Annotated in this window: 11 protein-coding genes; 4 read left to right on the plus strand and 7 right to left on the minus strand. The window is 56.9% G+C overall.

Features of this window, described 5'->3' with window-relative positions; translation table 11 throughout:
- Positions 1–3: 3 nt before the first annotated feature.
- Positions 4–2,322, minus strand: coding sequence for a pilus assembly protein PilM (gene pilM / locus M4951_RS21260; protein ID WP_262023629.1), 2,319 nt, complete (start codon positions 2,320–2,322; stop codon positions 4–6).
- Between the two features lie 482 nt (positions 2,323–2,804).
- On the opposite strand from pilM, the gene M4951_RS21265 reads away from it, so the two are divergent.
- Genes M4951_RS21265 through M4951_RS21275 form a run of 3 tightly spaced genes read left to right on the plus strand, consistent with a single transcriptional unit; the run spans position 2,805 to position 6,941 of the window.
- Complete coding sequence (locus tag M4951_RS21265) at positions 2,805–5,615, plus strand: hypothetical protein (RefSeq protein WP_262023630.1); 2,811 nt, start codon at positions 2,805–2,807, stop codon at positions 5,613–5,615.
- Positions 5,616–5,620: 5 nt separating this feature from the next.
- Positions 5,621–6,277 (plus strand): (d)CMP kinase, encoded by a 657-nt coding sequence (gene cmk / locus M4951_RS21270; protein WP_262023631.1) that lies wholly within the window; start codon positions 5,621–5,623, stop codon positions 6,275–6,277.
- Between the two features lies 1 nt (position 6,278).
- Complete coding sequence (locus M4951_RS21275; RefSeq protein ID WP_262023632.1) at positions 6,279–6,941, plus strand: lysophospholipid acyltransferase family protein; 663 nt, start codon at positions 6,279–6,281, stop codon at positions 6,939–6,941.
- A gap of 34 nt (positions 6,942–6,975) precedes the next feature.
- On the opposite strand, the gene M4951_RS21280 is transcribed toward M4951_RS21275, so the two are convergent.
- The 4 genes from M4951_RS21280 to M4951_RS21295 form a co-directional block, all read right to left on the minus strand.
- Positions 6,976–8,037: a suppressor of fused domain protein gene (locus tag M4951_RS21280; RefSeq protein WP_262023633.1), complete on the minus strand. Its 1,062-nt coding sequence runs from the start codon at positions 8,035–8,037 to the stop codon at positions 6,976–6,978.
- A 22-nt stretch (positions 8,038–8,059) separates the two neighbouring features.
- Positions 8,060–8,581, minus strand: a complete 522-nt coding sequence (locus M4951_RS21285; RefSeq protein WP_315985740.1) for an adenine phosphoribosyltransferase — start codon at positions 8,579–8,581, stop codon at positions 8,060–8,062.
- A 110-nt stretch (positions 8,582–8,691) separates the two neighbouring features.
- Positions 8,692–9,582 (minus strand): RNA polymerase sigma factor RpoD/SigA, encoded by an 891-nt coding sequence (locus M4951_RS21290; protein WP_262023634.1) that lies wholly within the window; start codon positions 9,580–9,582, stop codon positions 8,692–8,694.
- Positions 9,583–9,814: 232 nt separating this feature from the next.
- The gene (locus M4951_RS21295) at positions 9,815–11,719 is read right to left on the minus strand and encodes a 30S ribosomal protein S1 (RefSeq protein WP_262023635.1); all 1,905 of its coding nucleotides are present in this window, start codon (positions 11,717–11,719) and stop codon (positions 9,815–9,817) included.
- A gap of 362 nt (positions 11,720–12,081) precedes the next feature.
- Between M4951_RS21295 and M4951_RS21300 the strand changes: the two genes are divergently transcribed.
- A complete protein-coding gene (locus M4951_RS21300) occupies positions 12,082–12,378 on the plus strand; it encodes a hypothetical protein (protein ID WP_262023636.1) in 297 nt (98 codons plus the stop codon).
- 30 nt (positions 12,379–12,408) lie between these two features.
- On the opposite strand, the gene M4951_RS21305 is transcribed toward M4951_RS21300, so the two are convergent.
- Together M4951_RS21305 and M4951_RS21310 are read right to left on the minus strand one after the other, a co-directional pair.
- Positions 12,409–12,819 carry a carboxypeptidase-like regulatory domain-containing protein gene (locus M4951_RS21305; RefSeq protein ID WP_262023637.1) on the minus strand — a complete coding sequence of 137 codons (411 nt, stop codon included), beginning with the start codon at positions 12,817–12,819 and terminating at the stop codon, positions 12,409–12,411.
- A gap of 13 nt (positions 12,820–12,832) precedes the next feature.
- A complete protein-coding gene (locus tag M4951_RS21310) occupies positions 12,833–13,837 on the minus strand; it encodes a DUF1559 domain-containing protein (RefSeq protein WP_262023638.1) in 1,005 nt (334 codons plus the stop codon).
- Positions 13,838–13,991 lie beyond the last annotated feature (154 nt).

Below are 13,991 nucleotides of genomic sequence, written 5' to 3' on the forward strand. Positions count from 1 at the left end.
GGCTTAGTAGCCCTCCTCGGCTAACGCGGCGGCCGCAGCTTCGGCCTCGGCTTCGGCTTGAATTTTCTTGTTTTCGATCCGCTTGCTCATCGGCGTTTCTTGCCAACAAAACTGCACGGTAAACTCGTAAACCTTGACCGGAATTTTCGCCGGCACAATTTCAATTTCGGTTCCCATGGGACCCATTGGTCCGCCGGGCCCTATCCCCGTCGACATCATGTCGCCATTTCGGCTCATCGTCTCCGGATCGTAATCGGGGTTATCAAGCATGACGAGCTTGGGCACGCTATCCAGCACAATCACCGGATGCGAAACCCCCAATTCCTTCATCGTGATTTCGACCATTTGACCACTGCCGTCGTCCAACATGATCATGCCGGTATCCAGCTGATGAATCAGCGTATTACGAACGTACTGCGGTCCAAAGTTCTGACGCGCCTTGGTGCTATTGTGATAGTGCTTACCCTTCAACTGGATCACCCAGCCGCTTTCGGTCGGGCCCGCCAATTCATCGACAACCTCACCAAACTCATCGACTTCGCCCAGCGCCTCTTCTCCTTCGGCTTCGCTGATTTCGGCGCCAGCCTCCGGCATAGCGGCAGCGGAATTGGCGTTTGCATTGGCCGGCGCCGCCGCGCCGCCAACCGGCGGTTGACCATCCTCACCCATCGGTGCGGCCCCTTGTTCGTCGAGGTCTTCTGGGGTCAAACCTTCTTCGGCCGCAACTTCCAAACGTTTGCTATTGTCGACTGTTTGCTTGTATCTTTCTCGGACCCCTTCGGTGTACCAAAAACTGACATCGGGGTAATACTTCGATTCGACGCTATCGATATAGAGAAACGGTCGCTCGTCGATCGGCGTCTTCCAGATGTCCTCCGGTTTCCCTTCAAACACCGGCAGCGACGCGGTCACGGCTCGCAACAGTTCGGGCCACAGCCGACGATTCTCTTCGTTGCCGACGACATAGTTGCCAATCGTCTTCAGATTCTCGGCGTCGGTCATAAACTGATCGTCGGTCGATTTATGACTGCTGCTAGTGCGTTCGACCTGCTCGACGGCGCTGATCGCGCTGGCGAACTTCTCCGGATCGGCCGTGTACCAGGCCTTCCAGTGGAAGAAGAAGTTGACCGTACAGGCCAACAGCAGTGCGGCGACCGCGGCGACCGCCCACGGCTTCTTCTCGCGGATCAAACGATCGACCAGAATCTCTTGCGGCAGCAGATTCGTTTGCAGACACGACTTGCGCAGCCCTTGCAAACACATGCCGTAGCACGCGGCGAACGACATGATGTTGTCGCGGAACGCCGCCGAAGATGTAACTTCAGAACCTGACAGTTTTTGGAAGCCATCGATCTCGACCGCTTCGTATCCCAAATTTTTCGCGAGATACGAGACCAGCCCCGGCAGCTTCATCGCATTGCCGACCGGCACGATTCGCGAGATTTTCGCTTTGCGGTCGAGCGTCTGGAAAAAGCCGATCGAACGCTGAATGTCGGTGACCAGCTCGTTGAACTTCGGCCGCATCGATTGGAAGATCAGCTTAGCGTCATCCGCTTCGCGTGCATGCCGTTTCAGATGCTCCGCTTTGGCGAAGGTCAGCTTCAGGTCTTTGGTCAGTTGTTTCGTAAAGTGGTTACCGCCGATCGGCAAACTACGCTGCCAAACGCGGAATCCGTTGGTGATCACCAGGTCGGTCGTTTCGGTTCCCATCGAGAGGATCACGTACGACTCCGGCTGATTGGCCGGGTCATACTCTTCCTTCGTCGGATTGACCGTCAACAGATCGTGCGAGACGAAGTTGTAGAGCGACACCGGCGAGAGCTGGACATAGTCGACGTCGATGCCAGCGTCTAAGAACGGCTGCAACGAACGGAAGACTTGATCCCGTTTCATCGCAAAAATGCCGATTTCGGTCTCCAGCGAGATCCCTTCGTCGACATGGGCGCCCGGCATCGCCTGAAAGTCCCAGACGACCTCGTCCAGCGGGAATGGGATCTGCTGTTTCGCTTCGTACTTGACGATGTCGGGAATGCGCTTCGCTTCGACCGGCGGCGCTTTGAAGAAACGCGCGAGACCCGCTTGCCCCGGAACCGAGATCGCGACCTTGTCGTTTTTCAGTTCGTTGCGTGACAAAAATTCCTTCAGCGCGTCCCGAATCATTTGTTCTGGGTTCGCGTCAGGCAGCGTCAGCAGTTTCGGGTATTCGATGTAATCGAAGGCGTCGGCAACCAGCCAGAAACCATCGTCATGCACCGTGCAGCGGAGCGCCTTGATCGCGGCGTGCCCGATGTCGATACTCCAAACGCCTTTCCCAGCAGCCATGTTGGGTCCTCAATAAACTCTAAATTTGCGCAGAGACTTAGCGGTAATATAGCGAAGTTGTACGGAGATTGCCCCCGTGCCAGAAATGCCAGCCGCCACGTGCCGTTCGCGAAAAGGAATAATTAGATCGAAAGATGAGAACTGTCACCGCAGCAATACTGGGCGGCAGCGTAATTCATTCTAATGTGGCCGCTCGGGAAGTGTCAATGAATTTGCGAGCGCCTTAAAACTCCGTAAAACATTACTACATCTAGGGATACGAAGCAATTCCGTCGACCCGCAACTCGAATTTTAAAGATTTCGCGTGGGGGGGGACCCTTCCAAAAGGGAGCAAGCGTTCGTGATGTAACGTGTTTAACGACAATAACTTCCGACCGAAACTTCCGGAACGGCGGATGTCACCGACCACCCATCGTCGGCTATAATGCTCACTCGTCCGCCCCCGCGAATTGCCACGCAATCTCTCAAGAGTCGCCTCGCTGATGTACCAAGAAGTATTCATCCTGGTTCCCTGCCACAGTTTCGAGGACTTTCCTACGCATCACCGCGGGGACGAAGCGGCGAGTCTGCTCGCTTGCTGGTCTGCGATGTGGCGGCCAGAATTGATCGCCGCGACCGGCAAAATGCCCGCCTGGGCTCGGATTGATTCGCCTCCAGAAGAGCTGGAAGGCCGTTTGCTGCTGATTCCGCTGGTCAGCGAACAAGAGATGCAAGCCGGCTTCGCGCGCCGCGCCAAAGAATCTGGCGCCAAAGTCATTCGAAAAATGGTGGATCGCGACGAAACGATCGCCGCCGCCCTCGAAGGCCTCGAGAAGCCTGCCAATCTGGACGAAGAACTCGCCGCCGACTTTGTAGCGCTCGGTTACTGTTATTTACAAACCGAGTTGTTGACGCGACAGATGCGTTATTCCAGCAACCTCGACGAAGTCTATTTTGGTGAAAAGCTGATCGCCGCGGCCCAATCGGCCGTCATCGGCGAAGCCGAAGCAAGTCGCGTGCTGCTGCAAACCTGCTTCGATGTGCTCGCCGAAGAACGCAATAGTTTCTATCCGGTCGACTCGTACTTTCTCGACCTGACGTTGTGCGCCTCGACCACGCTCGGCGCTTTATCGAGTGAATTGCAAAACGCGCAGCCATGCAATTTGGTCGCCAGCGGCGAAGTGGTTGCGAAGTTGGCCGAGTCGCATCCCGAGACGACGTCGCAGCTGCGCGAATTGCTAACAGCCAAGAAATGCGGACTCGTAGGGGGAGAATTCCGCGAGGGCCCGCTGCCGCTGTACGATCCCGAAACGCTGCTGGCGAACTTTCACGACGGGCTCGCAGCCTATGAAAAACATTTGGGACATCGCCCGCTTGTGTACGGCCGCCGGCGATTTGGACTCTCGTCGTTTTTGCCGCAGGTGCTGAAAAGCCTTGGTTTTCATGGTGCGATCCACGCGACAATGGATGACGGCAAGTTTACGCATTCCAGCCAGACGAAGGTCTCCTGGCAAGGGAATGATGGCTGCAAGATTGACGCGATCGCGCGCCCGCCGCTCGACGCCAGCACCGCCGACAGCTTTATCGCGCTCTTCCAACGCTTGAGCGAAGCGATGGACTCGGACCATGTCGCGACGATTTGTTTCGCCCATTGGCCAGGTCGCGTCTCGCCGTGGTACGACGATCTACGACGGATCGCGCGTTACTCTCAAGGACTCGGCAGCTTTCTGACGATCGAGCGCTACTTCTCAGAAACAGAGCTTCCCCCGTATCACGATTCGTTCAAAGACGCTCGCTACAACTCTCCCTATCACAAGCAGGCGATCATTCGCCGCCAAAATGGGCCGATCTCGACCCATCGTGACCGCGCTGTCGAAAACGCCAAGTATGACGCGGCGAGCAACATGGAAGCGTTGACCGCACTGATCACCGGTCACGCCGGGCCCAAACATGATCCGCATCGCAGTTGGACAGAACCAGCCGAAGCGAAAGCCGAAGCGAACAACGCGGATGCGATCGTCGAGGGAGCGCTAACCGACTTCGCCGCCAAACTGCCGCGCCGCAGCGATTCGCCCACGCCCAGTCTGCTGGTCGTCAACCCGTTCAGCTATTCGACGATCGCGGGCGACGATACGGATCAACTTTCATCGCTGCCTGGCGGTAAAGCGGTTTTAATCGCGGCCGAAGACAAAAGTGGTCGGCACGCGGTCTGGGAAACGCCTTCCTGCGGCTATGCCTGGCTTCCCGATGGCGGTTCGGCGCCCAGCGGCAAGACGCAAACGATGATCAAAGACGGCGTCCTGCGAAATGAGTACATGGAAGTTCATTTCGATCCGATCACCGGCGCGTTGCAGTCGATTTACGACTACAAGAGCCGCGGCAATCGCTTGTCGCAGCAGCTCGCGCTGCGACTGCCGGGCGAACGTCCGCCGACCGGAAGCAAGTATGTCGATCCCGACGAAACGGCGATCTATTCTGTCATGGCCGCCGATTCGATCGACGTGATCTCGAACACCGCCGCCAAAGGACAAATCAAAATCGTCGGGCGACTGCTCAACACGGCCGGACACACCCTCGCCCAATATGAGCAAGTTTACACGCTCTGGCGATCAAGCCGCGTCCTGCAAGTGGATATCGACCTGACGCCGCACGAAGAGCCGAAGGCCGAACCGTGGAACTCGTATTTCTGCGCTCGCTTCGCTTGGAGCGACGGTTCGGCTTTCCTTTATCGCGACCAACATTGGCAGCGACGCCGAGTCGATTCAAAGCGGATCGAAGCTCCCAACTATGTTGAGATTGAAAACGGCAAAACGCACACGCAGGTTCTGACCGGCGGCGTTGCGTTCCATCAGCATGTTCGCGGCCGCATGCTCGATACGATCTTGATCCCGCGGGGCGAGACGGCTCGGACCTACCGCTTGGGGATCGGCATCGACTTGCCCTATCCGTTGCAAGAGGCGCGCCGACTAACCTTTAGTCCGCCGCCAAGAATAGAAAACGCACCGTCTCCCACGCCGGGCGACACTTCATGGGCGTTGCATATCGACGCCAAAAATGTCGTCATCACCTCATTGAAACCGTTGACCAAAGGGGAGCATGTCGTTGGCTTCTCAGTACGCCTACTAGAAACGGAAGGGCGCGCCGCGAAGGGAAACCTCCGTTGCTTCCGCAATGTCGGACGCGCGATCTTGATGGAGTTCAACGGAGAATCGTCCGGCGTCGCCAAGACCAGTGAAGATCGCGTGCAATTTGATCTGCATGCGGAAGAATGGCGGCAGATCGATGTCTATTGGGAAGAAGAGGCGAAGGGCTAGCAGCGATGATTGTCACTATTGATGGGCCCGCCGGAGCCGGGAAAAGCTCGATCTCGCGCCAAGTCGCCGCGCATCTCGGATTCGAGTTTCTCGATACCGGAGCGATGTATCGCGCCGTCGCTTGGGCCGTCATTCGTCAGGGCCGCGACCTGAACGACGAATTGTCTGTCGCCGAGGTCGCCAAAAATATTCGCCTCGATCTAGCTGGCGGACGCGTGCTGGTCGATGGCTCGGATGCGACGGACGACATTCGTTCGCCCGAAGTCACCCAGGCGACTCGCTTCGCCGCGGCCAACGTCGCCGTCCGGATGCATCTGGTCAAGCTGCAACAACAATTCGGCCGCGAGAAAGATTTGGTCACCGAAGGCCGGGATCAAGGAACCGTCGTCTTTCCGCATGCCGAGTGCAAGGTCTACCTGACCGCGTCGCCGGAAGAACGCGCCCGCCGCCGCGTCGCCGACCTGGCGACGCGCGGAGTCACCGTCGAATTTGACGACATCTTAGCGCAGCAGAATCGTCGCGACGAGGAAGACTCTAGCCGAACCGTCGGCCCGCTGCGCAAAGCGGACGACGCGATCGAATTGTCCACCGACGGCATGACGCCGGAAGAAGTGATCCAGCGTCTGATCGACATCGTCGAGCAACGGCGAGCTTCCCTCTGATATGAACAAGCAAGCATCGACGGTCGGGCGCTCGCTCGCAAAACGACTTTGGTATGACGCGCTACGCGTGATCGCGCGGCTCAGCGGCGTCTGCCTGTTCCGTATCCGGGTGTATGGCCGCGAGAACTGGCCCGCCAACGGCGGGGGCTTGGTTTGTCCCAACCATCAAAGCTATCTTGATCCGCTCTTGATCGGACTCACCTGCGATCGACGACTCAATTTTCTGGCGCGGCAATCCCTCTTCAAGTTTCCCCTTAGCTGGATCATCCAATCCCTCGATTCGATCCCCGTCGATCGTGACGGGTCGGGACTTGCTGGTTTGAAAGAAACGTTGAAGCGTCTGAAGCGTGGAGAGCTAGTCCTGATCTTTCCCGAAGGAACTCGCACCCCCGACGGAAAAATCGGCCCGCTGAAGTCGGGCTTTATCCCGCTGGCGCGACGCGGCGGCGTACCGATCATCCCGATTGCCGTCGACGGAGCGTTTGACGCTTGGCCTAAACAGGCCAAGGCGCCGCAGCGTAGCATCATCCATATCCGCATCGCGCCGCCGATTTCGCACGAGTTGCTGCAAACGATGTCGGATGACGAGCTGTTGGAAGAGTTGAATCGGCGCTTGGATGAGGCGTTTACAGCGATTCAAGCGTCGCGTGAACTGGCGCAATAGATTTCGTACAACAACCAAGCTGCCTTACGAAAAACTACGCCACCGCGTCACGCTGCAAAGAGAGCGGGGCAGGGGAGGCCTCCAGCAGTTCCAGCAGACGCGTCGTCCCGCGATTCTCGGCCATTTTCTGTTCGGCGGCGGTGATCGGTATCAAATAGAGGAACCGGGGCTGCTCGCCGGCTAGTTGCGGCAGCTGAATCGACGGCAGGAAGCTCGCCTTCTCGGCGATCGCCATGTGCGTGAAGCGAGGAGCGACTTGCTCCAGCGCTTCAGTCGAGATCGTATGTCCATGATCAAAATGCGTTGCGTAGCGCCATGGATAGCGAGCCCAACTCGACAGCTGTCCGCAGATGGTTTGGTCAGCATCGGTCGTCTCGATGAGAATGCCCATCTCGATGCGGCGCGATGGCTGTTCGTCGCTGGCGTTCTCGGCGCCGGGCATCGGCAAGATCGCCATTCCTGCGGTCGCGATAAAACTGCGGCCGGCGTTGCTGGATAGGGTGATCGCCAACGGGGGCCACTTTCCTTGATCGGCGGCAAAGTAACGCATCTCGCTGACGTGCAGCGACTTGTAGCTGTCGAGCGTCGCCTGTTGAATCGATTTCCAGGAAGCTTCGTTCCAGTCGCGTAAGAACGCGTCTTCTGCGGCAAAACGCTCCAACAGAAAGTTCTCGTCGGTCAAAGGCCACGCGACCGACGTTTCGGCCGTACAACCGCGGGCAAAACCGGCGAAGCGATTGCTGGGGCCCCAAGATGGCATGATCGCAATAATTTGATCCAGATGCCAAACCGCGACGCTTTGCTGATCGAGACTCCAACGGACGTCCCAGTTTTCCGGCTCTAGATCAACAATCATCGCGGCGGAGTTGATTTGCGCATGCGGCAAACGGGGAGGGAGCGCCGCGCTCATCTGCTCTTCAACCTGCGCCGCGTCACGATCCGAGCAGTTGGCGACCCACAGCGCATGAATCTCGCGCGGCGTTTGCGGCGGGAAGACGTACAGATAGATGCTGTCGTTGTCCCCATCCGCTTCGAGGATCGCGACTTTCGTCTCGAACAAGTTCGGCTGCTCGCGGAGGATCACAGACTCTTTCATCCGTAGCTCTCCTAATTGCAGACTAATACTCGATCAAGCTGAAGCATTCATGCGGGGCTACTTTCGCCGCGCCCTCCAGAAACTTCAGCTCAATCAAAAAGCAGCAGCCGGCCACCGTCGCGCCGATGGTTTCGACCAGGTTCGCACAGGCTTTGATCGTGCCGCCGGTCGCTAACAGATCGTCCACCAACAGGACGTTCTGTCCTGCGGAGACGCCGTCGATATGAATCTCGAGAGTGTCGGTGCCGTACTCCAGTTCGTACTGGAACGAATGCGTGCTAAACGGCAGCTTGCCAGGCTTGCGAACCGGGACGAAGCCGACCCCCAGCTTGAGAGCCAGCGGCGCGGCGAAGATAAAGCCTCGGGCTTCGGCCGCGACGATCACATCGATCTTCTTCCCTTGGTAGTGAGCCGCCATCTTGTCGATCGCCGCTTCAAACGCCGTCGGGTCGGCCAGAAGCGGAGTGATGTCTTTGAACAGGATGCCCGGCTTGGGGAAGTCGGTGATATCGCGGATATAATCTTCAAGCTGGATGTTGTTCATCGATACTCGCTGCGCGCAAAAAAAGACCACCTGAATGACGAGCGCTCAGGTGGTGAATATACGCGGTTTGGCCCAAGGGCGAAAGCCAGGGCCCCTGGCCGCCATAGGAACTAGCGGCGAGCCAGACGGCGACGAAACGGACCTTCTAGCTCTCGTTCGCGCGGATCTTGCAGCCCTTCGGCCAATTTGCCGAGCGCCTCGGTCTCGATCTGGCGAACGCGTTCACGCGTCAGCCCAAGCTTCTCGCCGATCTCTTTCAACGTGTGCGGTTCCATTCCTTCTAGGCCGAAACGCATCCGCAGTACGGTCGCCTCGCGGCCGTCCATCGTCTTCAGCATCTGCATGACGTTCTTCAAGTCGTCATGCTCGACCATCTCGTCTTCGGGGTTCTTCAGGCGATCGTCCATCACCATCTCTCCCAGCGACCAGCCGCTGTCGGCTTGATCGGTCTGCGGAGTCGAGTTGTAGATCTTGATCGCCTTTTTGATGATCGGCAGCTTCTTCTTGGGCAGCCCAAGCACGCGGGCAATCTCTTCCGGAGTCGGCGTGCGTCCGAGCTCTTCGGTCAAGCGATTGGTCGCACGGCGCCATTTTGACAGCAGTTCGACCATGTAGGCCGGAATGCGAATCGTTTTGGCGCAGTTAATCAAAGCTCGTTTGATCGACTGCTTGATCCAGTAACTGGCGTACGTGCTAAAACGCGTACCCATCGCCGGGTCAAAGCCTTCGACCGCTCGCAGCAGTCCAAGATTGCCTTCTTCGATCAAGTCTTGCAGACCCAGTCCTTTGCCGGTGTATCCACGAGCGATGTTCACCACCAATCGCAAATTCGCCCGAACCATACGGTCTCGCGCATTGACGTCGCCTTCACCAATCAAACGGGCCAGGTCTTTCTCGTCTTTGGCGGACAAGAGAGCCGTTTCGTTGATTTCGCGCAGGTACGTCTCCAGCGGGCTCTGAACCGATTCTTCCTTGATCTCTTTTTTCTGTTGAGTCGCCATATCGTCCGATAGCTCACGGTGCGGGGGAGGGCGTTGCTGGCACTTAGGATGCTATCGTCGAATTTGTCTCCAAATCTCAACCTCCCGGCAAAACGGCGCAGGTGAACCGGATGTGCGGGAGGTTCGGAGAGGCGCAAAAAAAACGACCCCAACGATTGACTCGTTGGGGTCGTGATAGTTTTACCGATTGTCGCCCCAAATCGAGGCGATAAGCGAGCCGGAAGGTTCGGTTTTAGCCTTCTTCGGTCTTGGTTTCCGCTTCTGCTTCTGCGGGTTTCGCCTCCGCATCGGCTTCTTCGGTCTTCGCTTCGGCTTCGGCGGGTTCTGCTTCCGCTTCGGCAGGCTTCGCTTCGGCTTCTTCGGTCGGAGCACTGGCGCTGAACAGCGGGCCGGAGGAGCCAAGGCCCCCCTTCAGCTCTTGCTGATCCTTCTCGGCAGTCGCTTCGGCAGCCGCAGCGGCCGCTTCGTCTTCGGCAGCCCATTGAACGCGTTTGCGCGATAGGCCGATCTTGCGTTCGTCGGTGTCGACGCGAAGGATTTTCACTTCGATGTCGTCGCCAACCTTGACCACGTCTTCGGGGTTTTCGACCTTTTCGTCGGCCAATTCCGAAATGTGGAGCAAGCCTTCCAAGCCATCTTCCAGTCCGACGAAAACGCCGAAGTTGGTGATCTTGGTGACTTTGCCTTTGACCAGCTGGTTAGGTTGGTACTTATCCGGAATGCTGCTGGCCCACGGATCGAGATCCATTTGTTTCAAGCCCAGCGCGATGCGACGACGGTCTTCTTCGATGTTGAGGACTTTGCATTCCACTTCCTGGCCCTTTTCCAGCATTTCGCTGGGATGACCGATCTTGCGGGTCCACGACATGTCGGAAACGTGCAACAGGCCGTCGATCCCCTCTTCCAGTTCGACGAAAGCGCCGTAATTGGTAAGGTTGCGAACTTTGCCTTTGACGATCGATTCGACCGGATAACGCTCTTTGATGTTTTCCCAGGGATTCGACTGGGTCTGCTTCATGCCGAGCGAGATCTCTTGCTTCTCTTTGTTGATGCCCAACACGACGACGTCGATTTCGTCGCCGATGTTGACCACTTCGCTCGGATGGCTGATCCGCTTGGTCCACGACATTTCGCTGATGTGAACCAGGCCTTCGATCCCTTCTTCCAGCTTCACAAAGGCGCCGTAGCTCATCACGTTGACGACCTGACCGCGAACCTTCGAGCCAACCGGGTACTTCCCTTCGACGCCGTCCCACGGGCTCGGCTGCATCTGCTTCATGCCGAGGGCGATTTTCTGACGTTCGTGATCGATGTTCAAAATCTGAACTTCGACTTCGTCGTCGATCTTCACCACTTCGGTCGGGTGACCAATTCGGCCCCAACTCATGTCGGTGATGTGCAACAAACCGTCGATGCCGCCCAGGTCGACGAACGCGCCGAAGTCGGCGATGTTCTTGACCACGCCTTTGCGGCGTTGACCGATTTCCAACTCTTGCAGCAGCGAATCGCGGTCTTTCTGGCGTTTCTTCTCAATCAGCGAACGACGACTCACCACGATATTGCGGCGTTCTTCGTCGATCTTGAGGACTTCGCACTCGACCTTCTTGCCGATGTAGTCGGCGATGTCGGACGGACGGCGGATATCGACCTGGCTGGCGGGCAGGAAGACGTTCACGCCGATATCGACCAACAAACCGCCCTTGATTTTGCGGACGACGGTACCTTCGACCACGTTGCCTTCTTCGATCGAAGACATGGTCGTGTCCCACTCGATGATCTTCTGAGCTTTTCGCTTGCTCAGCGTGATCATGCCGTGCGGATCGTCGGTACGGCCGAACTCGTCTTCGATATCTTCGACGAGGACCTTGATCTTGTCGCCGATTTTCGGCGGATCTTCGTCTTCCTCATCCCACTCGTCGCGGGGAATGCTGCCTTCGCTCTTGCCGCCGACATCAATCAGCACGAACTCGTCGTCGACCCGCAGAATGGTCCCATCGACGATCTTGTTTAACTCTACAGACTCTTCGTGCTCAAACTCATCGAAAACGTTCGCTTCCGCGTCTTGAACCCAGTTATCGATCAGCGACGTCAGCGTATCGTCGCTTTCCAAGTTACGAATGAGATTACGATTTACCATGCGAAAAAGGGAAACACCTAGCCTAAAACTTGCGGGCAACCCGGCCTGCCGCTCGTTCGGCTCCAAAAGTTAATGAACTACGTACCCGATCAGAGGCGGCGCCGCACGGCGCCTTATCAACCATCAACAATCGGGCGAGAACAGGAAAAAATAGCAAATTTGTCAAGTCCAATCAACCGCGCTACCCCCACGCAGGCTGCGAAATCGCTGCAAGGAGCAATAAATTGGGAAGCCTACGACTGACTTGGCGTTCGGCCGAACTTCCAACGCCGCTGCAGTTCCCCCATTTTCTCGCAATTTCAGGGTGCAAGCTTTAAAATAAGCCGAAAATGGAGCGGCGACGCTATCAGGAAAAGCAGGTGATGGACGCGAATAACCGATTCCCGCAACTTGTCGAAATCGCCCGGCGACTACCCCCATATCCTTGGGATCAACGGTTCTCTTCGATGCTCGAAACATTGCCGAGCGATCAATGGCCGTCGGACGAAGAATGGAATGCAGAAATCGCGGTCGAGCTGCCTGTTTATCTGGCCGAAGAAGTGGAAACCATCGACGCGGCGCAATCAGCGATCGACAACGGCTCCCATGATCGATCTGGCAAAATTGAGTCGATCGGAACAAAAAAGAGTCGCCAGAGGATTCCCCTAGCGACTCTTTAGTAATGATTCAAACTGATCGCTACCGCAATATTACTTCCCTTTCAGGTCAAACGTAAACTCGTTCGGGCCTTCTTGGGTGACATCAGCGGACATGCTGGCCGTTTGATCGGCGTACTTGCGGGGGAGCATATTTGCGGGCGCATCGGCATCCATCAGCATGAATTTCACGCTGTACTCGCCCGGCACTGCACCTGGAACGCCGCGATCGTACATTAACCGAAACTTCCCTTCGGCGTCGGTTGAACCGCGCGACGCCCGCCCGCCGGCAGCTGGATAAAAACTGACCGTGATGTTCTGGACCGGCTTTCCGTGGACGGTGACGGTGCCGTTGGCTTCGACAAGTTCCGGATGGCTCGCCGCTCGGCCAAGACAACCTCCGACCGCCGCAGAAAATATGACGCACAACATCAGTCGAGACGGCATTGGGACATTCTTTCGCATGAGGGAGGACTCCTTAGTATTCGCCGAGGATGTTTCCGTCGGAGATGCTGGCCAGGTTAAGCAGGGTCGTCGCATCTCCGTTTTCGCTCAGAAAATGAACCGAAGCGTCGGCAAATAACGAATTGCAGCCGCCGGGGTGATGGCTGCCCGGCGTCCAGGCATAGGGCTTGCCGGTATCCACGCCGGAATCGACATAGGTCGTATTGATTCCGCTGCTCATCTTCAGCCAGAAGGTGTTGGTCCAGGCGCCCCAATAGGGACCGTAGTTCGTCGACCACTTGCCCATCGCAGATTCGCAAAGCATCAGCGAATTGCTGGTTCCATCGGTGATATCGCGAATCCCTCCCGAGCCGTTCGTACCAAACACTGGACGCTGATTCGACGCGTTCGCAGCAGATCCCCACGTAAGTTGCGCGTTGTGCGAATTGTCGTCCCAACTACGGGAAATCACGCCATAGCTCGTGCGATGATAGTCGATCGTGTAGTAGTGAAAATTGGTCGCCGTACTGATGCCGGGTTGGTCATCGGGATCAGACGGACATGCGAACACACCAAGATGAACTCCTTTGATCGCGGCCATATTATTGGCGGCCCTCGTCGCGCTGGGACGTGTCGTAATGTCGGTGTATGCCGACAATCCAACCGGGTCACGAAAGTCAAGTTTGTCCGACAGACTCCCCTGCTCCAGGAAGGGCAAAATCATTAGATAGAACGTCGAGTTCTTAATGTCGGTCGACCAGACGTCCGGCGTCACCAGCCCCACACAATCGCGACAACCGGGATTGATCGTCGCCGGCGGAAACGCTTTGTGGGTGTCATGGTAATTGTGCAGCGCCAGCCCCATCTGCTTCAGATTGTTCGTGCACTGCATTCGACGAGCCGCTTCGCGGGCTTGCTGCACGGCCGGCAACAGCAGCGCAATCAAGACGCCGATGATCGCGATCACCACTAATAACTCAACCAGCGTAAAGCCGAATGAGTTTGCACGACCATTGCGAAGAGTATTCGCGTTTCTCATTTTCGCTCCTTGTCCATCTCGAAGGATCAAGCGGACGCATTGTGGAAGAAACAGACTGATAATTCAAAAATCGCGCCGACCGGCGGAATCAGACTTCAAACAGTACTTAAGTAGACATTGTGACATATCAAACCCCAAGAACAGCCTAATGTGG

The sequence above is a fragment of the Blastopirellula sp. J2-11 genome, from assembly GCF_024584705.1.
Classification (GTDB): Bacteria; Planctomycetota; Planctomycetia; order Pirellulales; family Pirellulaceae; genus Blastopirellula.

Excerpts from the sequence above, each read along its gene's own strand:
- M4951_RS21275 (WP_262023632.1), top strand. The coding sequence starts at position 6,279 with ATGAACAAGCAAGCATCGACGGTCGGGCGCTCGCTCGCAAAACGACTT.
- pilM (WP_262023629.1), bottom strand. The coding sequence starts at position 2,322 with ATGGCTGCTGGGAAAGGCGTTTGGAGTATCGACATCGGGCACGCCGCG.
- M4951_RS21290 (WP_262023634.1), bottom strand. The coding sequence starts at position 9,582 with ATGGCGACTCAACAGAAAAAAGAGATCAAGGAAGAATCGGTTCAGAGC.
- M4951_RS21285 (WP_315985740.1), bottom strand. The coding sequence starts at position 8,581 with ATGAACAACATCCAGCTTGAAGATTATATCCGCGATATCACCGACTTC.
- M4951_RS21300 (WP_262023636.1), top strand. The coding sequence starts at position 12,082 with ATGGACGCGAATAACCGATTCCCGCAACTTGTCGAAATCGCCCGGCGA.
- cmk (WP_262023631.1), top strand. The coding sequence starts at position 5,621 with ATGATTGTCACTATTGATGGGCCCGCCGGAGCCGGGAAAAGCTCGATC.
- M4951_RS21265 (WP_262023630.1), top strand. The coding sequence starts at position 2,805 with ATGTACCAAGAAGTATTCATCCTGGTTCCCTGCCACAGTTTCGAGGAC.
- M4951_RS21305 (WP_262023637.1), bottom strand. The coding sequence starts at position 12,819 with ATGCGAAAGAATGTCCCAATGCCGTCTCGACTGATGTTGTGCGTCATA.
- M4951_RS21295 (WP_262023635.1), bottom strand. The coding sequence starts at position 11,719 with ATGGTAAATCGTAATCTCATTCGTAACTTGGAAAGCGACGATACGCTG.
- M4951_RS21310 (WP_262023638.1), bottom strand. The coding sequence starts at position 13,837 with ATGAGAAACGCGAATACTCTTCGCAATGGTCGTGCAAACTCATTCGGC.
- M4951_RS21280 (WP_262023633.1), bottom strand. The coding sequence starts at position 8,037 with ATGAAAGAGTCTGTGATCCTCCGCGAGCAGCCGAACTTGTTCGAGACG.